Here is a 21,684-nt window from a genome sequence, read left to right on the forward strand (position 1 = left end):
ATGCGCTGGCAAGATGTACTCGCAGATCCATCGCTACAAAATCTGCCTTATAAAATCGAATTGAACGAAAAGGGGGTCATCGAAATGTCACCCGCATCATTCAGTCATAGCCGGTTGCAAGCCAAAATCGCCGTGCAATTATCGCTACAATTGGGCGGCGAAGTATTTACCGAATTGGCGATCCAAACCAGCCAAGGCGTCCGGGTTCCCGATGTCGCCTGGGGATCGGAAAGCTATACCCTGATGCATCAAGCCGAATTGTGGGCGTCTTCCGCCCCCGAACTGTGTGTCGAAATCCTGTCGCCCTCAAACACCGCCAAAGACATGCTGGAACGGGTCGAGCTATTCCTGCAAGCGGGTGCCATCGAAGTCTGGTTGGTCGAAGAAAACGGCACCGTCAGCCAGTACGACAGCACCGGCCAGATCACGACATCCCGATTTGCGGCCAATTTACATCATTGCTTTGCCAGCCATTGACATTAACCCATGAGCCTTAACCCCGACCAAATCCTACAATTCTCGCCGCTGCACCGCCTGCAATGGGAAGAAGCCCAACAAAAATACGTGATTCTTTATCCCGAGGGCATGGTCGAACTCAACCAAAGCTCGGCGGAAATCCTCAAGCTGTGCGACGGCAGCCGGCTGTTGCCTCAAATCGTCGCCGAACTGGAGGAGAAATTCGCTACCTCCGGGCTAACCAACGACATCCACAATTTCCTGAACATCGCGCTGCAAAATGGCTGGATCAAACAAGGCTAACATTACCCCGCCGCGCTGGCTGCTGGCGGAGCTGAGCTACAAATGTCCGCTGCAATGTCCGTATTGCTCGAATCCGCTGGATTACGCCAAATATCCGGACGAGCTGAGCACCGACGACTGGAAGCGGGTGCTCAGCCAAGCCCGTAAAATGGGCGCGGTGCAACTGGGTTTTTCCGGCGGCGAGCCGCTCACCCGCCAAGACTTGGTGGAACTGGTAGGCCACGCCCGCGAGCTGGGTTATTACTCCAATCTGATCACCTCCGGCTATGGCCTGACCGAGCAGAAAATCGTCGACTTGAAACAGGCCGGCCTTGATCATATCCAGATCAGCATCCAGGCCAGCACTCAAGAGCTCAACGACCACATCGCCGGCACCGCGACCTACGAACATAAACAGGAAGTCGCTCGCCTGATCAAGAAACACGGTTACCCGATGGTGTTATGCGTGGTCATCCACCGCGAAAACATTCATCAAATGCCGCAGATTCTGGAAATGGCCGAAAACCTGGGCGCCGATTATCTGGAACTGGCCAACACCCAATACTACGGCTGGGCCCATATCAATCGCGACGCGTTGCTGCCGACCAAGGAACAGTTCGAGGAAGCCGAAAAGATCGCCCAGGCCTACAAGGAAAAAGTCGCCGGCAAGATGAAGATTTACTACGTCGTGCCGGACTTTTACGAAGACCGCCCCAAAGCCTGCATGAACGGCTGGGGCACCACGTTTTTGACCATCGCCCCGGACGGCACCGCGCTGCCTTGCCATTCCGCCCGCGAACTGCCCGGCCTGGATTGCCCCAACGTCAAGGATTACAGCATCGAGCAGATCTGGAACGAGTCGAAAACCTTCAATTTCTTCCGCGGCAGCGAGTGGATGCAAGAGCCCTGCCGCAGTTGCGACGAGAAAGGCAAGGACTTCGGCGGTTGCCGCTGTCAGGCTTTCCAGTTCAACGGCGACATGTACAGCACCGACCCGGTCTGCGGCAAATCGCCGGAGCGGCACCGCATCGATGCGGCGATCGCCTCGGCACGAGAACTGACCTTATCCGGCGACGAAAAACCGCTGGTGTTCCGCAACAGTAAAAACTCGAAAAACCTGTTCGGTTAATCCGTCAATCGCCGGCGCTCAGCGTCGGCTGCTATGCGAGTTTTTGTAACGTTCGATACCTTCCAGGATTTCATTTCTGGCGTCCTCGACGCCGCCCCAACCTTCCACCCTGACCCATTTGCCGTCTTCCAGGTCCTTGTAATGCTGAAAAAAATGGGTGATTTTCGCCAGCTTGTCCGGCTGCAAGTCCCGGTAGTCGGTCACGTGATTGTAAAACGGCGTTAGCTGCGGCATCGGCACCGCCAACAGCTTCGGATCGGGTCCGGCCTCGTCCACCATCTTCAATATCCCGACCGGCCGGCAGTGGATCACGCAGCCGCTCAGCAGCGGCGCGGGGGTGATAATCATCACATCGACCGGATCGCCGTCCTCGGACAAGGTTTGCGGAATGTAGCCGTAATTGCAGGGATATTGCATCGCGGTACCCATGAAGCGGTCCACCGTCAACGCACCGGTGTGTTTATCCACTTCGTATTTAACCGGATCGCTGAAAGCCGGAATCTCGACCACTACATTCATTTCAAACGGTACGTTGCCGCCGGCGGCGACTTGCATAAACGACATCAAATCCTCTTTGAGCACGTGGGAAAGGCTGTCATTATAGTCGCTGTTCCCCAGTCTTCAGGATAAACAGGTGATAGGCAGTCTGGAAAAAATGCGCGGCGCACTGGCCAATCCGGTGCAGTACAGCTTGCCGGTCGGCGAGCAACAACTCCCGTTAAACCCGCTGATCGGCAAAACTTTGACGCTACGTCATACCGGAAAAATCTTTTGCGTGCATTGCGGCACTAAGACCAAGAAAAGCTTTAACCAAGGCTATTGCTACCCTTGTTTCATAAAGCTGGCACAATGCGATATGTGCATCGTCAAACCGGAAACCTGCCATTACGCCGCCGGCACTTGCCGCGAACCGAGCTGGGGCGAAGAGTTTTGCTTCCAACCGCACATCGTCTACCTGGCCAATTCGTCCGGCATCAAGGTGGGCATCACCCGCCGATCGCAAATTCCGACCCGCTGGATAGACCAGGGCGCCGTACAAGCCATTCCAGTATTCGAAGTCGCCTCCCGCCACTTGTCCGGGCTGATCGAAGTCGCGCTGGCCGAACACGTCAGCGACAAAACCAGTTGGCAGCAAATGCTGAAAAACAACACCGTCGAACTGGACCTGCCGGCCTTGCGCGACCAACTGCTGGATAAATGCCAAGCCGAACTGGCCGCCATTAACGAACGTTTCGCCGAGCAGCCGCCGACGCTGCTGTCCGACGCCGAAGCGGTGCAGTTGGAATATCCGGTGCTGGAATACCCAACCAAGGTCAAATCCTTCAATATGGACAAAGACCCGAGCGTGGCCGGCACCTTGCTCGGCATCAAAGGCCAATACCTAATTTTCGACAACGGCGTCATCAACATCCGCAAATACGCCGGCTACGAAATCGAAGCCGAAACCTGAGGCTCAAAACGGCAGGTCCTCGCCCGGCAACCCATGCCGTTATTAACCCGGCTCTTAAATACCGTTCGCCTGTCGAAGGGCACGCCAGCCGGGGCTTCGCTGAGCTCGTCCCGAACGGAATAGCAGTGACCGATAAGGACCAAGTTAATCAGTTAAACCTTTCGTGGCGAGCTTGTAAATCGTTCCTGATGAACTCGTAAACCGTTCGCTACGAGCCTGTAAACCATTCATGGCGAACTGGTAAACAGTTCGTGGCGGGCTCGTAAACCGTTCGTGGTGAGCTTGTCGAACCATGGACGGTTACCAGTTCGCCCTTCCACCGCACTCCGGACCAACGGTTAACGTTACCGCATCGTCCCGGCGACAAGCGGCAAGTTGCGGCCCGCCGGCTCGGCGGTTTACACTGCGGCCGTTAGCCGCGCCGCCGTCCGGGCGCGATTTTTGTTCGCCACGCTCAAGGATCTTGCATGACAGCGTTAAACCCCGACACCCTCACCGAACTGGCCGAGCAAGTGGAAACCCAGCTCGCCGCATTGCGCCTTGCCGGCAGCGCAGCCGGATTGGCCCGAACCAAAGAAGCCGAACCGTCAGGCCGTCCCGACGACGCCGAACAACGCGCCGTAGTCGAACAAGCCGCCGGCGAAAGCTTTGGCGTATTCTGGGAAAAGTTTCGCGGCAAGCTGCGCGACGACCTGTGCCTGGAAGGCGGTTATCTGCACGGCCAATGGCAAAAATGGCAAGACCTCAGCGCCAAGGACACCGTGGAACGCAGTTACTTCTGGCTGGCCGCGTTGGGCATCGCCGGCTCGGCATTGAATCCGGCGGCGGTGGCGATTTCGGTGATCGTGCTCAACACCCTGACCAGCATCGGCATCAAAGCCATTTGCGACGATTGCGGCAAGGCCGATTGATTCGCTCCGCTGGCATGCAGCCGTTAGCAACAAGCTGGTCGCGGTTCGAGGCGGCGCGCCCTTCGACGGGCTCAGCGCGAACGGTTATTGAAGGCCGTTTGATGGTTCAGCGCGCTGTTCGCGGCCGGCACAACCAAGCGCTTGCAGCGCGTCTGCCCCGCCGCACCCGGGAAACTTGTCAATCCGCTTCCGGCGGCAACAACCCGCTCGCGGCGAGCTCGGCAATCCGTTCGTGGTGAGCCCCGCAATCCATTCGCGGCTAGCCCGGCAATCCACTCGCGACGAGCCCACAATCCATTCGCGGCTAGCCCGGCAACCCACTCGCGACGAGCCCGGCAATCCGTTCGCGGCGAGCTCGCCAATCCGTTCGTGGTGAGCCTGTCGAACCACGAACCGCTCGACGCCAATGACCGACAGACACCACCCAACCGCCACATTTAACTTAACCCGACCGCCCAGGACGCCGCGATGAGTTTGGAACTGAACCTGCGTTTCCCCAAGCCCGACCAGGTCATCGTGCGCCTGGGCGACAACGAAACCGAATCCCTGCCGTTTAGCAACCCGATCACGGCCAAGGACCGCGACGACTTGCGCTGGTACGTGGAAGTCTACGCCGCTCATGCCCTCGGCGATCCGGACGACCGGGAAGCCCTACGCATCAAGAACCGCTTGCCGCTGCTGGGCAAGGCCTTGTTCGACGCGGTATTCGGCCAGCGCGAAGCCCAACGCCTGTTCAACGAGTTTCAGGATGCGCGCGGCGCCACCCGACTGCTGACCGTCGGCGCCGACCACCCGGCCATCCTCGGCCTACCCTGGGAACTGCTGCACGACTCCAGCGCGCCGGACGGCACCTTTCTGTACCACGAAGCCCTCAGCATCCGCCGCCGCTATGCCGGCGCCGCCAAGGGCCGCCCACCCCACAAAATCCAAACCAAGGATCAACTGCATTTGCTGATGGTGGTCAGCCGGCCGCAAGGCGCCGGCTTCATCGACCCGCGCGCCGACGCCGAAGCGGTACTGGATGCCATCGATCAACACGCGCCGGGCCGGATTAGCGTGGAGTTTCTGCGTCCGGCCACATTGGATGCCTTGCTGGAGCGCCTGGAAGACGACTGGCGGCCGGCCATCGACATCCTGCATTTCGACGGCCACGGCGTGTTCGATAAAAGCGGCGGCATCCTGAATAAGGCCAAAACCGCCGGCGGCGGGCACGGCCCGTTCAAAGAAGGCGAAGCCGGCGGCGCGCCCAACACCGGCTATTTACTGTTCGAAGACAACGACGGCAATTCGGCGCTGCTGTCGGCGGCGCAACTGGGGCAAAACCTGCATCGCCAACCGATCGGCCTGGTGATCCTGTCCGCCTGCCAATCGGCCGCCCACGGCGACGGCGACGAACCGCTGGGCAGCGTCGCCGCCCGGCTGACCGCCGCCGGTATACCGGCGGTATTGGCGATGAGCCATTCGGTGCTGGTGCCGACCACCCAGGCCTTATTCGGCGAGTTCTACCAACACCTGGCAAAAGGCCGCGGCCTGGGCGCCGCCTTGGACAAGGCCAGACGCCATCTGGACAACCACCCGGAAAAATACCGACTACAACTCGGCGAGCGCAGCCTCGCGCTGAACTTACACGACTGGTTCATTCCCACCCTCTACCACGCCGGCGCCGACAGCCCGCTGCTAAGCGCCGTGCCGGCCGCGGCGTCGGCGGCGGAAATACCGAACGACTTGCCGGACCGGCCGGAAGCCGGCTTCTTCGGCCGCCGCCGCGAGCTGTGGCAAATCGAACGCGGCTTTGCCGGACAGACCCGCCGCATCAGCATTAGCGGTTTCGGCGGCCAGGGCAAAACCGCGCTGGCCTTGGAAGCCGGCCGTTGGCTGTTGCGCACCGGCTTGTTCAGGCGCGCCGTGTTCGTCAATTACGCCGAAACCGCCAGCCGCGACCCGGTCGCCGTCGCGGTGGCGGCCTTGGCGGTGGTGTTGCGGCACAGCTTGAGCGATGCCGACGCCGCCACAGCGGCTCTGCGCAACGCGCCGCCGTGTTTAATCATTTTGGACAATCTGGAAAGCCTGGAGCCCGACGCGTTAAAAGCGTTGCTGGACGCGGCGCAGGCCTGGTCGGAGGCTGGCGCGAGCCGGCTGTTGCTGACCAGCCGCCGCCCGGACTTCAACCATCCGGGCTACCCCGGCCAGGGCAGCTTAAAGCATATCGCCATCGCTCTCGGCGGCCTGGGCAGCCGGGCCGAACCGGACGATGCCTTGGCCTGGCACGCCCAACTCAATCGGCTGCCGCCGGCGCCCAGCCAGCCGCCGCCGGCCCGTAGCACCTTGGTGGAACTGTTTGCGCTGGTGGATTTTCACCCGCTGTCGATCCGGGTACTGAGTGCGCAATTAAAAACCCGCCGCATCGCCGAGCTGGGCGGCCGGCTGGAACAACTGCTGAATCAAACCAACCCCGCCGGGCTGGATCAAGACCACCCGGCCGCGCTGGTGGCCTCGCTGCAGTTGTCGCTGGAAAAACTCGATGCCGCCGCCCGCGCGCTGCTGCCCCGGTTGGGGGTGTTTCAGGGCGGGGCAATGGAACCCGACTTGCTAGCGATCAGCGAAATCCCGACCGCCGACTGGCCGGCGCTGCGCCAACAACTGCAAGCCGCCGCGCTACTCAGCGCCGAAAACCTGCCCGAGGTCAATCCGCCGTTTCTGCGCTTTCACCCGACTTTGGCGCCCTTACTATGGCAGGAGCTGGACCAGGTCCAACGCGATGCGCTGACCGCCGCCCATCGCCAGCAATACTACGGTTTGGCGAATGATTTGTACGACGAAGACAAGCGTAACCCGCATGCGGTCCGCGCCATCGCCCGCCGCGAACTGCCCAATCTGCTGTTCGCGGTACGCGGGGCTTTGCAAGCCGGCGAGCCGCAAGCGGTGAACTTCGTCTATAGCCTGAACCTTTTTTTACATGTCTTTGGCTTACGCCGGGAACAGGCCGAATTGGCGCGGCTGGCCGAACGGCAGGCCGGCGCGGCCGGATCGGATAGCTGGTATCTGGCGCAAACCCAGCGCGGCGAGCAATTATGGGCCGCCGGCCAAATCGGCGAAGCGATCGCAGTGTTCGAACAGCTACTGGCCGGATTGGGCGATACCGCCAATTATCGGCGGGCGAACACCTTAGGTTGGTTGGGTCGCTGTTTTAACGCCGGCGGCCGACCGGATTTGGCCGCCGACTATCAGCAACAATCCTTGAGCGTACTGGCCGAACTGCCGCCCAGCGATAGCGTGCAACGGCAAACCGGCATGTGTTGGATCGATCTAGCCGATGCGCTGACAAATCTGGGTCGCTATGCCGAGGCCCGTCAGGCCTATTTGGACGGTTTGGCAATAGCCGAAGAATTGCAAGACTTACGAACTCAAGGCGTGACGCTACTCCAGTTAGGCACGTTGGCGATACGGGAAGGCCTACATGACGAAGCACTGCAACGCTATCGTGACGCCTTGCACCTATTCCAAAGCCTGAACGAACCAGCGACTGAAACGGCGGTTTGGCATCAACTGGGCATGGTTTATCATGAAACCCGGCAATGGCAAGACGCCGAAGACTGTTACCGCAAGTCGGCCGAGATCAAGGAAACCTTGGGCGATCAGAAAGGCGCGGCAAGCACCTGGAATAATTTGGCCCAGGTCAACCGGAGCCTAGGCAAGCCGGCGGCGGCGGAAACCTGGTATCGCAAGGCGATAGCTCAGCGTCGCCAGGATAATGACAAGTTGGGCTTGGCGATCAACTTGAACAATCTTGCCGATCTGTTGCAAAACCAGAGCAAACGGTTGAACGAAGCCCGCGTGCTGGCCGAAGAAGCCTTGGCGCTGAAACAAACCCTGGAACCCGGCGCCGCGATGATCTGGACGACATACCATGTGTTGGCCGAGATCGCCGCCCGCCAAGCTGCGGCCAGCGGGGATGTGGCAGTCCTGCTGCGCCAAGCCCAAGTTAACCGCCTCCAGGCACGCGAGGCCTATCGGGCCTATCCCGGTAATAGGGTGTTTTTACAGAAATACGCGTTCTTGATCCTGGCCTGGTGCGACGGCGATGCGGCCACCCGAGCCGACGTGCTGGCATGGTTGGGCCAAGCCGATTTCACCGCGCTGGCCGAGGCTCTGAGCCGCCTACAAGCCGGCGAACGCGACGCCGAGGCCTTGCTGGACGCATTGAATTACCGGGACGGCCTAATCTTCGGCACCATCCTGCAAGGCCTGGCCGAGCCGGCTAGCTTGGACGGGTTGCGCGGGTTGCCGGATGGTGGCTCGGCGGGTGACGGGTGAGGCCCCCTTCGGCTCCGCTCAGGGCGAGCCCTTAGTTTCGCGCTCAGGGCGAGTTCTTCGGCTTCGCTCAGAACAGGCCCTTAGACCACGCTCAGGACAGCCCTTCGACTCCGCTCTGGGCAAGCCCTTAGTCTCCGCTCGGGGCGAGCTCTTTGGTCTCGATCGGGGTAAGTTCTTCGGTTCCGTTCGAGACAGGCCCTTAGACCCCGCTCGGGACAGCCCTTCGGCTCCGCTCAGGGCAAGCTCTTCGGACTCGCTCGGGGCACGCCCTTACCGTAATGGACATTCCGGACGGGCGTTCGCACGGTCCGGGCGAATAACAGGGCGAGCTGAGGCTGCAACGGCCGATGGCCTTGAAAAAACTCCGCGTCGCTTATCGTAAACCGGCCGCAACATTCGACCGTCGATGCCAACGACTCGGCGGCCCCCACCAGCAATCCGGCGATCCGCGTTAGCGGCTCGGTGGAACGCGGCATCGAATCATCCAACCGTGCCAACGACTCGCCGGAACGTACCGTCGAACCATTCGACCGTGCCAACGACTCATCGGAACGCACCGTCGAACCATTCGACCGCGCCAACGACTCATCGGAACGCACCGTCGAACCATCCAACCGCGCCAACGACCCGCCGGAACGTACCGTCGAACCGTTCGACCGTGCCAACGACTCGGCGGAATGTGCCAACGACCGAAAATCCCGCGCGGTGCAGCGAAACGTCGGCGTCACGGGAGCGTTTTGTAGGGCCGTAGGGTGGATATGCGAAGCGTCATCCACCATACAACTTTTATTATTTGAATGGCTGATTTGAACTGGAATAGACATTTCCAAACTCAGTTGACCGATTTTCGCGGGTAGGGCTTGCAGACCGCCCGTCAGCGATTCGGACTTGGCGGACTTTCCGCATACCTCGGCCACCCGCTCGCTTCACGGCTTTTGTCTATCGACCATCCGATGCTAATCAACCTCGAATGCCTGAGTTCATTGGGCCTGAATTTTATCGCCGGCCAAGTCCCGAACGCCACGCCGGCTTCGAAGGCCGGTGAATGTTTTCTTCTCGGTTTTTTGGACGTTTTCCGCGCCGTGGCGCGGTCCGGGCGGACGTTCAAAAGTCGCAAAGTTTTTCGCTTAATTTTACCTTGTCAGGTTCTCGGTAGTGCTCGTCATTTCGGCAGGGATTGCCGAAATCCAGACCCCACGGACGGATCGAAGCTTGCCATCCATGGCACTGGATGCCCGCATCCCGGCGGGCATGACGGCGTTGTTTAAATCCGACAAAGTAAAATTAAGCGGCTGTTCAATTTTTCTGGGCCGGCTACAGGATGAAGATGTGATTAAAAAGGTCGATGGGATGTGGGATCGCTGGTTGGTTTAGGCTAGACTTCCCGCTTTACCGCCAAGCCCACCGCCGATGAAAATCCTGGTCGCCGACGACATTCCGGAAAACCGTATCTTGCTGCAAAAACTGCTGGCCAGGATGCAGCACCAAGTGGTGTTGGCCGAGGATGGCGAACAAGCGGTTGACGTGTTCAGGCGCGAAGCCCCCGACCTGATCTTGATGGACATCATGATGCCCCGAATGAACGGCCTGGATGCGATCCGGGCTATCCGCGCCGAGGCGACCGACCGTTGGGTGCCGATCTTCGCGATCAGCGCGCTGGCCGAAATCAACGACGTGGTCAATGGCCTGCAGGCCGGCGCCGACGACTATTTGCCCAAACCCTTCAACCAAGCGGTGCTCAGCGCCAAACTGCTGTCGGCGCAACGCTCGGTGGCGATGCAAAAGCGCATCGTCGAAGACAGCCGGCAACTGCAGGCCTATCGCGACCAAAACGAAGCCGAACAGCAGTTTTTGCAGGGTTTGATCGAGCGCATGACCCGCCAAAACGATTTGAACGACCGCAGCTTGGCGGTGTGGCTGATGCCGGCCCAGCGTTTCAGCGGCGACCTGCTGTCGGCGCGGCGCATCAGTAGCGGCCAAATCTATTTTCTGCTGGCCGACGCTTGCGGCGAAGGCTTGGCGGCGGCGCTGCCCACGGTCATCATTCACCAGGCTTTTCAATCGATGACCAAGAAAGGCTTGTCGATTACCGTGATTATTCGGGAAATCAACCGCTTGCTGGGTGTGCAGATGCCGCCGGGACATACCGTTGCCATCGCGGTCGGCATCGTCGACTGCCAGCGGAATTCTATCGAATTGTGGAACGGCGGATTGCCGGACTTACTGGCGCTGGACGGCGACGGCCAGCCGTTGTTCCGCTTCGAGTCGCGCCACCCGCCGGCCGGAACCGTCAACGACAGGGAGTTCAGCGACCGCTGCGAAGTCTGGCATTGGCCGCAAAGCTGCCAATTGTTGATGTATTCGGACGGTTTGATTGCCGCCGAAAACAGCGAGGGTCAGCCCTTCGGCCGGGAAAGGCTGCTGGAAATTGCCGCCGCCACGCCGCCGGCGCGCCGGGTGGCCGAATTGACGCAAGCGTTGACCGCGCATATCGGCGACCGCAATGTCGCCGACGACATTTCCTGTATGACGATTAACTGCGGATAACGCCGAGGCCGATTGGCAGTCAGGCGTTCAAGCCCCTGATCATTTCGTTGGCCGCCAGTTCGATACCGTGTTTGAAGTAGTCGCAAGCCTGATCCTTGTCACCCTTGGCGAAAAACACTTCGCCGAGCAACTGGTAAGCGGCCACGCTGGCCTCGATATGCAGGCTTTTCAATAGATACTGCTCGGCCTTTTCCATCTGGCCGGCTTTCAGCGCCAATCGGCCCAACACCTGGAACAATACCGCGCTGTTCGGATAGACCGCCAGCCACTGTTCGACGCCTTGCAATTGCTTGGCGTCGTCGCCGGTGTCTACCGTCGCGTACAAGGCCAGCAAGGTTTCATCCCAATGCTTGGCTAATTGCGCCATGATGGCGTCCTCGACGCGAACGCCGGCACCGACGGCGATCATCGCCGCGAAATAGATATTGGCGATACCCGGCACGACTTTGATGTGGTTGGGTACGTCGGCCCAACAGGCGGCGATCGCGGGTTCGTCGTTGCTGGCGGCGGCCTGCTTCAACAAACGGCTGTAGGTTTCGGTTTCCAACAATTTGACTTCGGCTTCCATCAGGATTTTATGCTGCTGCAAGGTCGGCAACAGTTTGCTCAAGCCTTCCCAGTCGCCCAAATGCTGATAGGCCTGATGCATCATTTTCAACACTCTGGCGTGGCCGGGATTGATCGAATGCAGCTTGCCCAACGCTTGTAGCGCTTGCTCGAACTGTTTCTCCGACAAATGCAGTTCCGCCTGGGTCAGGCCGACGATCAAATCGCTGTCGGCCGATTGCTCGGCGGCTTTCTTCAGATATTCGTCGCGTTTGTCCATCGCCCCGCGCGAATGGGCGGCCCGCGCCGCGGTCAAATAGTGCAGCAACGGCGCGCCGCTGTGCGCGGCGTGCTTGATCAAGACTTTTTCGGCGCTTTCCCAGTTACCGTCGGCCGCATCGACCAAACCGGCGACCAGTGCCTCTTGCGAGCGATTGAAGCGAATCGTCCGCCGGCGCTTGCTAATTTGCGCCGGCATCCGAACGAGCACGCCCAACAACCTGAACAGGCTGTACAACACGAAAAACCCTAAGACCTGGCCGACGGTAAACACGGTCAGCGAGGTTTCCAACGACCAATGCCCAAAGCCGATCAGTACGTAACCCGGATCGTTGTGCTCGGCCAGCCAGCTATGCAATAAAAACGCGACCAGAACGGCGGTCAGCAGCGAACCGAGAAAATACATCAGATTCTTCATGACTGTACTCGCTTATGGCTGAGCGTTGCCGGAGGCGGGTTGGGCGGCCGATTCGGCGGGCGCGCCGGTGATAATAGCCTTGTCGGTTTCCAGGCGCAGCTTGCCGATGTCTTTCAGCAGTTTCAACGAGCCGGAAACGTCCGGATATTGGCTGCGGATTTGCACGGCGGCGAGTTTGTCCAATTCGGCGACGAATTGCTCGGTCTTTTGGCCCTCGGCAAAGTTTTTCTTCAGCCATTGCTTGGCGTCGGCGATGCTACTGGCGAACAAGGTGTCGTTCTGCTGAACCAAGGCGATTTCGATCATTTCCAGCCGGACCTTCAACTGCTGCTTGAGAAAATGCGCTTCCTCGGGCGTCAGGATGGCGTTGACCGGTTGCTCGGTATGGCGTAACACGACATAACCTTCCAATTGCTTGGCGACTTGCTGGAGAATTTCATGACCGTTTTCGGACAAGTCATTATTCGGCTCGGCCTTTTCCGGCTGCTTGCCGGCATGCGGCAAAAATACCGACAGACCTTCGACCGCGTCCTGCAAGTGCTGGATACCGGCGTAAATGCCGACAATGTCCGGCACTGTCGCGCTATTCAGCAGCGCCAGTTCCTTGGCGATTTGCTCGCGTACTTTGAAAACCGCCGCGTCGCCGCTTTCCCGCAAACGTTGGTCGGCGGCTTCCAGCGCTTCGCGAGTGGTGTGGACGTCGCCGACCAGATGCAGACGCTGGTTGGCGACGGTCAGCAAGTATTCGGCGTCGGCCAACAACCAGTCGCCACGCGTCTTACCCAATTGCCGTTGCAAAACTTGAATCGAAGCTTCCAGTTCCTTGCGGGCGGTTTCCAGCCTTTCCTCATGGAGTTTGGAGAAATCGGTCAGCGTTTGAGTAAAGTGATTGTCCTTGCCGGTCATTTCGGCGTTCAGATTGGCGAGCTGCGACTGCAGGCCGGACAACTGATCCTGCAAACCGTTGATTTCCTTATCGACTTCAATCAGTTTCAGATTGTCCTGATTGTTTTCGGTGTCCTGGCTGGCCCGCAATTGCTGAAAGAAATAAAAGCCGGCCGCCGCCAAGCCAATCACCAATAGAATCGCGACGATACCTATCCACAACCCGGCGAGAGACTTTTTTACCACCACGGTGGGGGTTTGATTTTCTTGTTGTTGTTCTTCAGTTACTTCCGCCACTGTTTTCCCCGTTCAATATCGTCGTCAAGGTCTCTAAAATCGCCGCGTCGGCCGGTTGCCGACACACCGCCACGCTGGAAAATCCGAGTTCCGTCGCGGCCGCGCCTATCCTTTCGCTGACCACTACCAACGGCAAGGCCCGCAACGCCGCCACCGAGGTTTCGTCCAACATGGCCAGCAGATTCTCCAAGGCTTCCAGGCTGGTCATCGTTGTGGCGCTCAAGCGGCCCGCCGCCAACGCCGCGATGAGTTCCGTCGTATCGGTAGCGGGTCTGACCCGCCGATAAACCTCCAAATACGCCACCTCGGCACCGCGAGCGCGCAATGCCTCGGCCAGTTTTTCGCGACCGCCGACTCCGCGCACGATCACACATCGCTGCTCGGCGACCGCCTGCATCGGCGCCTCGGCCAGCAAGCCCTCGCTGCTGAAATCGCTGGCCGGCACGCAGTCGACGGGCCATCCCGCCGCGCGCAAAGCCCCGGCAGTCGCCTCGCCCACCGCGGCAATCCTCGGCCGATGCAAGCCGGGCATTTTGCCACCGAACGCGGCGATAGCAAAATCCACAGCATTCGTACTGGTAAAAATCAGCCATTCGCTAGCGGCGGCCAATTGCAGACTAGGCTCGGCCAACGCCTCGGCGACTATTTCCAGGACCGGGAACCGGATAGCCTGTCCGCCGGCGCTTTCGATCAAACCGCATAAACGCTGGGCTTGCGCGGTCGGCCGGGTGACCAAGATTCGGGCGCCGCGCAAACCCGGCGTCACTGATACAGCTCGCGTAGAATTCGGTCCGCGCCCTGCGCCAGCAATGCGTCGGCGACTCGTTCGCCCAGCGCCGTGGCGTCCGCCAAACCGCTTTCGGCTTCGGCACGGTAAAGCACCGAACCGTCCGGACTGCCGACCAAACCGCGCAGCACCAGGCTTTCGCCGCGAATTTCGGCAAACCCGGCGATCGGTACCTGACAGCCGCCATTCAAACGGGCATTCATCGCTCGCTCGGCGGTGACCCGTATGCTGGTGGTCTCGTCGTGAAGGACTTTTAAATAGTCGTGTATTTCGACATCGTCGCTGCGGCACTCGATGCCTATCGCGCCTTGCCCCATCGCCGGCAGACTTTGCTCCGGCGTCAGCGGCGCCCTGATCCGTTCAGCCAATCCTAAGCGTTTCAGGCCGGCCGACGCCAGAATGATCGCGTCGTATTCGCCGGCATCGAGTTTAGCCAGCCGAGTGTTGACGTTGCCGCGCAGGCTGAGAATCTCGGCCTTCGGGAATTTTTCCTTGATTTGGCATTGGCGACGCAGGCTGGAAGTGCCGATGCGAGCGTCGGCCGGTAATTCGGCCAAATCGCGGTAGCGATTGGAAACGAAGGCGTCGGTGGGGTCCTCCCGCTCCAAAATCACGGCGAGATGCAGCCCTTCGGGAAATTCCACCGGTACATCCTTCATCGAATGCACCGCGATGTCGGCCGCGCCGTCCAGCATCCCTTGCTCCAATTCCTTGACGAACAAGCCCTTGCCGCCCACTTTGGCCAACGGCGCGTCGAGAATTTTGTCGCCGCGCGTCACCATCTTGACCAATTCGGTACGCAATCCGGGAAACGCTTGTTGGAGCCGGGCCGCGACATGTTCCGCCTGCCACAAAGCCAGCGGACTTTGTCGAGTCGCGATACGAATGATTCTGTCGGCCAATTGCGCTCCTGACTATCGGCATCGGCTGGGCGATACCGGGGTTAAACGTAAATAGCCGCTATTGTAATCCGATTCGAACGGGAAGGTCTTTAGAAGTTGCTTTCCGGAACACGAGCAAACGTGCCGCCGGAGAGCGTCGAGAGGAATGTAAGCGAGCGAGGGACGCGTTAGTCCATGCCCGCCGCGGAACCGGCGCCCTTGACGCCGCGCAGGCTGGTGCCGTCGAAATTGGCGTTACGGAAATCGGCGCCGTCGACGTCGGCGTCGCTCAGATTGGCGCCCGCTAAATCGGCCCAGCGCAGATTGGCCCGGCGTAAATTGGCGCCTTGGAATTGCGCGTAGCTCAAAATCCCGTGCATCAGGTTGGCATCGCTGAGGTCCGCGCCGCGCAGTTTGGCGTTGTTCATTTCGACCCGAGCCGGTGCCATGCCCTGATTCGCCATATCCGCGCCCAAATTGGCACGCCTCAGCAGCGCACCGCTCAGATTTACGCCGTTCAACAAACCGATGATACGGCTGCCACTCAGATCGGCGCCGCTTAAGTCGGCACCGTCCAACACCACCGCGTAAAGGCTGGCTCCAACCAACGTCGCTTGGCGCAAGCTCGCTCCGCGCAACTGCGCGCGGTTTAAATTGGTATTCGCCAAGTTCGCGCCATCCAAGCGGCAAGCGTCCAGATTGGCGGAAAATAAATCCGCGCCGCGAAAATCCAAGCCGGACAAATCCAGTCCCGACAAATCCTTGCCTGTCAATTTCGGACGCTGCGTAGCGCCGGAAATCTCGGCCGCCACTTGCTCGCGTGTCATCTCGGCGGCGACCGCCAAGTCGGGGATAAACACCGAACAAGCGACCGCCGCAAGCGCGACACGCCAGACCCCAATCGTCATATGCCCACCTGTTCCGAACGCCCGCCATTCGGGCCAGCCAACCCTAACAAGCGCCAGGACCACTGGCAAGGGAAAAAATCCCAGTATCGCCTTTGACCGCATCTCGGCGCCGCCCAAACCTACTTTCGGGCAGCCAGCCTTCGCGAACCCCAAAGCATCGCGCCGGCCGCGATGGATTCGCAGGCTGCGGACCTGGCATTGAACCCGGCTTTCCGCTCGGCCGCGAAAGCTGTAGCCGGCCAATACCAGTCGGCTAGCAATCCCGAAATCACTGCATCGCCCGGCGAATGGAAGTCAACGGCGCAAGCGGGGCTTTAACCATGATCGCTAGCGCTCCGACACCGGCACAGCCTCGGCATTTCCAACGACCTTCATCGCATAAAGCGGCTTAAACCCGCTTCGCGCGGCGATTGCGGCCTGCAAATCCGCTAAGCTCCGCGTATCCAAGGCCTGACCATGTCGCGTATCGAGGCGCCGTGCTGGCGGTAGTCGTCGAACAGGCGGTGTATGTCCTGCGGATTGAGGTAAACGTAAACGCCGCAACCGGTGCGCGCGATGAATTCGCCGCTCAACGCGTCCAAAAACGCGGCATGGGAAATATCGTTTTGCCGAAATGACGTTAAGGTTGACATGATTGCATCCTCCGAATTGTTATTTTCTAAGGCTCCGCCGGCGTGGCGAGGTTCCCATCCTTGCCGCCTCCGTCGCGAGGCTTAGCGCTCGCGATCGGGATTCCCCCCACGCTGACAGTCTACGGTCGCCCACATTGTTTACGCTGTCTGATTTTTCACTGACAAACTGTCGTATTTTCGGCACTTTCTCCGAACGGCCACCGAGCCTTTCGGCTGAAACCCCTCCGGCTCAATACCTGGGAAGCGCGGGCGGCCTCTTAGAGCCGGCATCACGTAAAACGATGGCTCGCGGCGATTTCAACACCGGCGGTTTTATCGCGGTGAAAAATAAGATCCCTCGATTCCGCGCATGCTTGACCGCCCTTGCCGTGCGGGCCGCGCACGAGGGGCCGACTAAACGCCCAGCCCCTCAACGGCGCCCGGTTGTTATACATCCTCCCAGTCTCTTCTAAACTATCAGAACGCACGACTCGGAGCGCAAACCCGGCGCCTGACGAGTCGCACTGTTTCCGTCCATTTAGCAAGGATACCCATGAAGACATTAAGCGCCGCCGCGCTGTTACTCTCGTCGACACTCACCGCATCGCCAACCTCGGCCTCCGCTATATCAGGGCCCAACGGGCAAGATTTCGGTCCGCTAGGCTGCGACCAAGTGTTCCCGTGCGACGTTCTGGAACTGACTCAAACCCTGTTCGGCGGTAAGCACGGCACGTTGATGTCTGTGGCCGACGACAACGCCGATAACGACAATCTCAGCTTGAATTTCGATTATCGGCTCGATACCGTCTATATCGAACGCGCCCGCTTGCGGGTCTGGCTGCGCGACGATACCCGATTGGTCGCGGACGCGTTGTTGTTCAATTCCGGTCTGCTGGACACGCGCGAATATGCCGCCATCACCTCGATCAACGGCGAGCCGATCAGCGCCGACTGGTTTGAAGTGGGCGGTTTGAAACAATACCTGGAATTGGACATTACCGACTTTTTATCCTTGAGCGGGGCCAACACCTTCAGCGCGACGTTGGGCGTCATGGACACCGGCAGCCGGGACTATCTATTCGCGGGTGCCGAATTTTTCGTCAAATACTGCGACCCGGCCACGCCTATCGATAACGGCGGCATCGGCACGGTGCCGTTGCCCGGCGCGATCTGGTTAATGGGCTCGGCGCTACTTGGCATCGGCGCGGTTAACACCAAATCGCGCCGGGCCGCCTAGCGTTTTCGAGCGGTTTCCCGCTGAACGATCCATTTAGCTCGGAACAAGCCACCGCGCCGGTCAGCGATTACGCGCGGCTGGCGTGGACCAAATTCGATCGGACAGGCAAAATAGCCGATTCGCCAACCGCCGCTCAAACATGCTCGCACTCCTGGTCCGTTTTTCCATCCGCTATTCCGGCATCGTCATCGCGCTGGCCCTGCTGCTATTCGGCTACGGCGGCTATCGCTTCGCCAATGCCGGCCTGGACATTTTTCCGGAGTTCGCGCCCAAGCAAGTCATCATCCAAACCGAAGCGCCTGGCCTGGCCGCCGAGCAAGTGGAAGTGTTGGTCAGCCAGCAGATCGAACAGGCCGTTAGCGGCCTGATCGGCCTGAAAAACTTGCGCTCGCAATCGATACAAGGCCTGTCCATCGTCACCGCTACCTTCGAGGAAAGCAGCGACGTGTACCGCAACCGGCAGTTGGTCGGCGAGCGATTGACCGGCATCGCTCAGCGCTTGCCGGCCGGAGTCGGTACGCCGATTCCGCTGCCGCTGTCGTCGTCGTCCGCCACCGTGATGACGATAGGCTTGCGGGCCGGCGGCAAATCGCTGCTGGAATTGCGCAGCCTGGTGGATTGGACCTTGGTGCCGCGCCTGCTGGCGGTACCCGGCGTCGCCGATGTCAACGTGTTCGGCGGCGACATTCAACAATTGCAAATCCAGCTGCTGCCGGCGGCCTTGCAGCGTTACAACTTGTCGGTCGACGAAGTGGTCAACGCCGCCGCCAGCGCCAGCGAAATCAGCGGCGCCGGCTTCATCGACAACGGCAATCAGCGCTTTTCGCTGCAGCTTAGCGGTCAACCGAGCAATCCGCGCCAATTCGAACAGTTGGTGGTCAAGCGTTTGAACGGCAGCAACATTTTGCTCGGCGATGTCGCCGAGGTCGGCTATGCGCCCGCCCCGGCCATCGGCGCCGCGCAAATCCAGGGCCAGCCAGCCATCGTGATGATGATCATCGGCCAGTACGGCGCCAACACCTTGTCGGTGTCGCGGCAAGTCGAAACGGTGCTCGAGGAGTTTCAACCGCTGTTCGAGCAACAAGCCATCGCCTTCCACGCCCATCTGTTCCGGCCGGCCGACTACATCGAGACCTCGCTGCACAATCTAGCCGGCCATTTGTTGCTCGGCGGCGCCTTCGTGTTGTTGGTGCTGTACGGCTTTTTGTTCGATTTGCGCAGCGCGCTGATCGCCGCTACCGCGATTCCGTTGTCCTTACTGACCGCCGCCCTGGTGTTGCTGACTTGCGGCGTGAATTTAAACATCATGGTGCTGGGCGGACTAGCCATTGCGTTGGGCGAAGTCGTCGACGACGCCATCATCGACACCGAAAACATCTTCCGGCGCCTGCGCGAAAACCGCCTGAAGATTCACCCCGACCCCAGCGACGAAGTCATCTACCACGCTTCCTTGGAAGTACGCGGCTCGGTGGTTTACGCCAGCTTCATCGTCGCGCTGGTGTTCGTGCCCCTGTTAACCCTGGCCGGCGTTAGCGGCCGTTTGTTCGCGCCGCTGGGCGTGTCCTACATTCTGGCGATCATGATGTCGCTGCTGGTGGCGCTAACCCTGACCCCGGCGCTCTGCCACCTGCTGCTGCGGCGGCGCCTGCCGGACACCGCCGAGCCGCCGTTGATCAAGCGCCTGAAACCCTGGTACGCCAAACATTTGCTGTGGACCACTCGCCATTTCAACGCCGTGGCCGGCATCGGCCTGATCGCTTGCGCGGCCGGTCTGGCGGCGTTTTTACAGTTGGATCATCAATTTCTGCCGGAATTGCGCGAAGGTCACTTCATCGTCCATACCGCCAGCGCGCCGGGCACTTCGTTGCAGGAATCATTGCGGGTGGGCGCCTTATTGAGCGAACAATTCGCCGACATCGAAGGCGTCGAGTCGGTGTCGCAGTGGGCGGGCCGGGCCGAACGTGGCGCCGACACCTACGGTAGCCATTACAGCGAATACGAAGTGCGATTGAAACCGCTGTCCGGCCGCGAGCAACAACGGGTTTTGGACAGCCTGCGCGACGTGCTGGAACAATTTCCCGGCATCGGCTTCGAAGCCAACACCTTTTTAACCGAGCGGGTCGACGAAACCATTTCCGGTTATACCGCACCGGTGGTCGTGAATCTGTACGGTAACGACTTGAACGAACTCGACGGCAAGGCCCGACAATTGGCGGCCTTGATCGCCGGCATCCCCGGCGCCGCCGACATTCAGATGCGCTCGCCGCCGGCCACCGCGACGCTGCAAATCCAACTCGACGGCGAGCGCCTGAAGTTTCGCGGCATCAGCCCCGCGCAAGTGATGACGACCCTGCAAACCGCCTACGAAGGCCGCATCGTCGGCAAGCACATCCAGGGCAACCGGATCTTTAACGTGGCGGTGACCTTGCCGCCGGACAAGCGCAACGACCCGGAATTCCTGCGGCAACTGCCGTTGAAAAACGCCGACGGTCAGCGGGTGTTGCTCGGCGACATCGCCGACATCCGCCACGGCGAAGGTCGGTACAACATCCTGCATCAAGGCGCGCAGCGTATACAGACCGTGACTTGCAAGGTCGAGGATAGAGACATGGACGAGTTCGTCGCCGAACTGAAACGCCGGGTCAACAGCGAAATCGCCTGGACCGGCAGCGCCCATCCGCAATTCGTCGGCGCGGCCATGGAGCAGGCCGACGCCCGCGAGTCGTTGGTCGTGCATGCCTTGCTGGCCGGAGTCGGCGTGCTGATTTTCGTGTACATCGCCCTGGGCAGCCTGCGCCACATGCTGCTGACCTTGCTGAATCTACCCTTCGCACTGTTGGGCGGCGTCGCGGCCGTCGTCGTCACCGACGCCACCCTGTCGGTCGGCTCCTTCGTCGGCTTCGTTACCTTGTTCGGCATCACCGTGCGCAACTGCATCATGCTGATTTCGCATTACCGGCATTTGATCGAATTCGAAGGCCAGGTTTGGAATCAGGCGACCCTGGTCCGCGGCGCCCAGGAGCGCCTGCCCGCGATTTTGATGACGGCGCTGGTCACCGCGCTGGCAATGTTGCCGATTGCCTTCGACAGCGACAACCCGGGCCGGGAAATCATGGGACCGATGGCAGCGATCATCATCGGCGGCCTGGCGTCATCGACGCTATTGAATTTACTGTTGATGCCGGCGATCCTGCAACGCTACGGCCGCTTTTCGGTGGAATTCGAGCCGCAGGTTTAACGGTTGGTCGACGGCGGACCGGCGCGGTCATTCTCGCACCCTCAACCGCCGTCGATTTCCTGTTCCAGCAGGGTCCGCAAGCCTTCCGGCATTTCCAGCGTCAGCGGGTCCCAGCCCTCCAGGCTCAACACATCCTGCAGGCAATCCTCCATGATCCGATGCGCGGCCAACGTGGCCTCGGCGATGCGTTCGTGCACTTGGCTTTGCAATTCGCTACGGCCGCGCTCGGCGCAATCGGCTTGATATTCGTACAGCTTGCGCAGGCTGTCGATCTGCACGCCGACTTGCGACGGACAGGAACACAGATAGAGAATCGATTGTAAATTGATGCGCCGCAACTGCGCATTGCTGAACTTGGTTTCCAAACTCATGAATCCAAACCTCTCGGTTGCTGTTGTTATTATAATTTTTCGGTCGCGCGCAACCGCTATAAGACGGGTAGTCCGGAGAATGGCCGTCTAAACCCAACGCGCGTACCCGCTTGAAATCGAAACGATTTCAGCGTCGC

Annotated in this window: 19 protein-coding genes; 11 read left to right on the forward strand and 8 right to left on the reverse strand. The window is 60.0% G+C overall.

Annotated elements, in window-relative coordinates:
- The 3 genes from ACQE3D_RS21730 to pqqE are packed head-to-tail and all read left to right on the forward strand — an operon-like array spanning window position 1 to window position 1,867.
- Complete coding sequence (locus ACQE3D_RS21730; protein ID WP_071158765.1) at window positions 1–477, forward strand: Uma2 family endonuclease; 477 nt, start codon at window positions 1–3, stop codon at window positions 475–477.
- Between the two features lie 9 nt (window positions 478–486).
- Window positions 487–759: a pyrroloquinoline quinone biosynthesis peptide chaperone PqqD gene (gene pqqD, locus ACQE3D_RS21735; protein WP_313730484.1), complete on the forward strand. Its 273-nt coding sequence runs from the start codon at window positions 487–489 to the stop codon at window positions 757–759.
- Window positions 737–1,867 carry a pyrroloquinoline quinone biosynthesis protein PqqE gene (pqqE, locus tag ACQE3D_RS21740; protein WP_313730483.1) on the forward strand — a complete coding sequence of 377 codons (1,131 nt, stop codon included), beginning with the start codon at window positions 737–739 and terminating at the stop codon, window positions 1,865–1,867. Before pqqD ends, pqqE begins: the two co-directional genes overlap by 23 nt.
- A gap of 18 nt (window positions 1,868–1,885) precedes the next feature.
- On the opposite strand, the gene ppa is transcribed toward pqqE, so the two are convergent.
- A complete protein-coding gene (gene ppa / locus ACQE3D_RS21745; RefSeq protein ID WP_064031479.1) occupies window positions 1,886–2,431 on the reverse strand; it encodes an inorganic diphosphatase in 546 nt (181 codons plus the stop codon).
- 70 nt (window positions 2,432–2,501) lie between these two features.
- Between ppa and ACQE3D_RS21750 the strand changes: the two genes are divergently transcribed.
- From ACQE3D_RS21750 to ACQE3D_RS21775, 6 genes are all read left to right on the forward strand, one after another.
- Entirely contained in the window at window positions 2,502–3,317 is an 816-nt protein-coding gene (locus ACQE3D_RS21750) for a DUF2797 domain-containing protein (RefSeq protein WP_313730482.1), read from the forward strand.
- A 467-nt stretch (window positions 3,318–3,784) separates the two neighbouring features.
- Complete coding sequence (locus ACQE3D_RS21755) at window positions 3,785–4,228, forward strand: hypothetical protein (RefSeq protein ID WP_313730481.1); 444 nt, start codon at window positions 3,785–3,787, stop codon at window positions 4,226–4,228.
- A 468-nt stretch (window positions 4,229–4,696) separates the two neighbouring features.
- Window positions 4,697–8,542: a CHAT domain-containing protein gene (locus ACQE3D_RS21760; protein WP_313730480.1), complete on the forward strand. Its 3,846-nt coding sequence runs from the start codon at window positions 4,697–4,699 to the stop codon at window positions 8,540–8,542.
- Window positions 8,543–9,004: 462 nt separating this feature from the next.
- Window positions 9,005–9,352 carry a hypothetical protein gene (locus ACQE3D_RS21765; RefSeq protein ID WP_313730479.1) on the forward strand — a complete coding sequence of 116 codons (348 nt, stop codon included), beginning with the start codon at window positions 9,005–9,007 and terminating at the stop codon, window positions 9,350–9,352.
- A gap of 411 nt (window positions 9,353–9,763) precedes the next feature.
- Window positions 9,764–9,916, forward strand: a complete 153-nt coding sequence (locus ACQE3D_RS21770) for a hypothetical protein (RefSeq protein WP_175463718.1) — start codon at window positions 9,764–9,766, stop codon at window positions 9,914–9,916.
- Window positions 9,917–9,952: 36 nt separating this feature from the next.
- Window positions 9,953–11,089: a SpoIIE family protein phosphatase gene (locus tag ACQE3D_RS21775; protein ID WP_313730478.1), complete on the forward strand. Its 1,137-nt coding sequence runs from the start codon at window positions 9,953–9,955 to the stop codon at window positions 11,087–11,089.
- Between the two features lie 19 nt (window positions 11,090–11,108).
- Here ACQE3D_RS21775 and ACQE3D_RS21780 read toward each other — a convergent pair whose 3' ends face one another.
- The 6 genes from ACQE3D_RS21780 to ACQE3D_RS21805 form a co-directional block, all read right to left on the reverse strand.
- Window positions 11,109–12,332: a heme biosynthesis HemY N-terminal domain-containing protein gene (locus tag ACQE3D_RS21780; RefSeq protein ID WP_064023972.1), complete on the reverse strand. Its 1,224-nt coding sequence runs from the start codon at window positions 12,330–12,332 to the stop codon at window positions 11,109–11,111.
- Between the two features lie 12 nt (window positions 12,333–12,344).
- Window positions 12,345–13,514, reverse strand: coding sequence for a uroporphyrinogen-III C-methyltransferase (locus ACQE3D_RS21785; protein ID WP_168028113.1), 1,170 nt, complete (start codon window positions 13,512–13,514; stop codon window positions 12,345–12,347).
- On the reverse strand, window positions 13,498–14,280 hold the full coding sequence (locus ACQE3D_RS21790; protein WP_313730477.1) for a uroporphyrinogen-III synthase: 783 nt from the start codon (window positions 14,278–14,280) through the stop codon (window positions 13,498–13,500). Before ACQE3D_RS21790 ends, ACQE3D_RS21785 begins: the two co-directional genes overlap by 17 nt.
- Complete coding sequence (gene hemC / locus ACQE3D_RS21795) at window positions 14,277–15,203, reverse strand: hydroxymethylbilane synthase (RefSeq protein ID WP_313730476.1); 927 nt, start codon at window positions 15,201–15,203, stop codon at window positions 14,277–14,279. Before hemC ends, ACQE3D_RS21790 begins: the two co-directional genes overlap by 4 nt.
- Before the next feature lie 167 nt (window positions 15,204–15,370).
- Entirely contained in the window at window positions 15,371–16,090 is a 720-nt protein-coding gene (locus tag ACQE3D_RS21800; protein ID WP_313730475.1) for a pentapeptide repeat-containing protein, read from the reverse strand.
- A 428-nt stretch (window positions 16,091–16,518) separates the two neighbouring features.
- On the reverse strand, window positions 16,519–16,722 hold the full coding sequence (locus ACQE3D_RS21805) for a hypothetical protein (protein WP_064023976.1): 204 nt from the start codon (window positions 16,720–16,722) through the stop codon (window positions 16,519–16,521).
- Between the two features lie 532 nt (window positions 16,723–17,254).
- On the opposite strand from ACQE3D_RS21805, the gene ACQE3D_RS21810 reads away from it, so the two are divergent.
- Together ACQE3D_RS21810 and ACQE3D_RS21815 are read left to right on the forward strand one after the other, a co-directional pair.
- Entirely contained in the window at window positions 17,255–17,938 is a 684-nt protein-coding gene (locus ACQE3D_RS21810) for a hypothetical protein (protein ID WP_313730474.1), read from the forward strand.
- Between the two features lie 139 nt (window positions 17,939–18,077).
- Entirely contained in the window at window positions 18,078–21,176 is a 3,099-nt protein-coding gene (locus ACQE3D_RS21815; protein WP_313730473.1) for an efflux RND transporter permease subunit, read from the forward strand.
- 41 nt (window positions 21,177–21,217) lie between these two features.
- Here ACQE3D_RS21815 and ACQE3D_RS21820 read toward each other — a convergent pair whose 3' ends face one another.
- Window positions 21,218–21,547, reverse strand: a complete 330-nt coding sequence (locus ACQE3D_RS21820) for a hypothetical protein (protein ID WP_217631690.1) — start codon at window positions 21,545–21,547, stop codon at window positions 21,218–21,220.
- Window positions 21,548–21,684 lie beyond the last annotated feature (137 nt).

The sequence above is a fragment of the Methylomonas sp. MS20 genome (assembly GCF_050275925.1).
GTDB classification, from domain to species: Bacteria; Pseudomonadota; Gammaproteobacteria; order Methylococcales; family Methylomonadaceae; genus Methylomonas; species Methylomonas koyamae_A.

What these genes read in the sequence shown, in the direction of transcription:
- pqqE (WP_313730483.1), top strand. Translation starts at nt 737, where the DNA reads ATGGCTGGATCAAACAAGGCTAACATTACCCCGCCGCGCTGGCTGCTG.
- pqqD (WP_313730484.1), top strand. Translation starts at nt 487, where the DNA reads ATGAGCCTTAACCCCGACCAAATCCTACAATTCTCGCCGCTGCACCGC.
- ACQE3D_RS21775 (WP_313730478.1), top strand. Translation starts at nt 9,953, where the DNA reads ATGAAAATCCTGGTCGCCGACGACATTCCGGAAAACCGTATCTTGCTG.
- ACQE3D_RS21730 (WP_071158765.1), top strand. Translation starts at nt 1, where the DNA reads ATGCGCTGGCAAGATGTACTCGCAGATCCATCGCTACAAAATCTGCCT.
- ACQE3D_RS21805 (WP_064023976.1), bottom strand. Translation starts at nt 16,722, where the DNA reads ATGTCAACCTTAACGTCATTTCGGCAAAACGATATTTCCCATGCCGCG.
- ACQE3D_RS21810 (WP_313730474.1), top strand. Translation starts at nt 17,255, where the DNA reads ATGAAGACATTAAGCGCCGCCGCGCTGTTACTCTCGTCGACACTCACC.
- ACQE3D_RS21815 (WP_313730473.1), top strand. Translation starts at nt 18,078, where the DNA reads ATGCTCGCACTCCTGGTCCGTTTTTCCATCCGCTATTCCGGCATCGTC.
- ACQE3D_RS21760 (WP_313730480.1), top strand. Translation starts at nt 4,697, where the DNA reads ATGAGTTTGGAACTGAACCTGCGTTTCCCCAAGCCCGACCAGGTCATC.
- ACQE3D_RS21820 (WP_217631690.1), bottom strand. Translation starts at nt 21,547, where the DNA reads ATGAGTTTGGAAACCAAGTTCAGCAATGCGCAGTTGCGGCGCATCAAT.
- ACQE3D_RS21770 (WP_175463718.1), top strand. Translation starts at nt 9,764, where the DNA reads ATGGCACTGGATGCCCGCATCCCGGCGGGCATGACGGCGTTGTTTAAA.
- ppa (WP_064031479.1), bottom strand. Translation starts at nt 2,431, where the DNA reads ATGTCGTTTATGCAAGTCGCCGCCGGCGGCAACGTACCGTTTGAAATG.
- ACQE3D_RS21780 (WP_064023972.1), bottom strand. Translation starts at nt 12,332, where the DNA reads ATGAAGAATCTGATGTATTTTCTCGGTTCGCTGCTGACCGCCGTTCTG.
- ACQE3D_RS21755 (WP_313730481.1), top strand. Translation starts at nt 3,785, where the DNA reads ATGACAGCGTTAAACCCCGACACCCTCACCGAACTGGCCGAGCAAGTG.
- ACQE3D_RS21800 (WP_313730475.1), bottom strand. Translation starts at nt 16,090, where the DNA reads ATGACGATTGGGGTCTGGCGTGTCGCGCTTGCGGCGGTCGCTTGTTCG.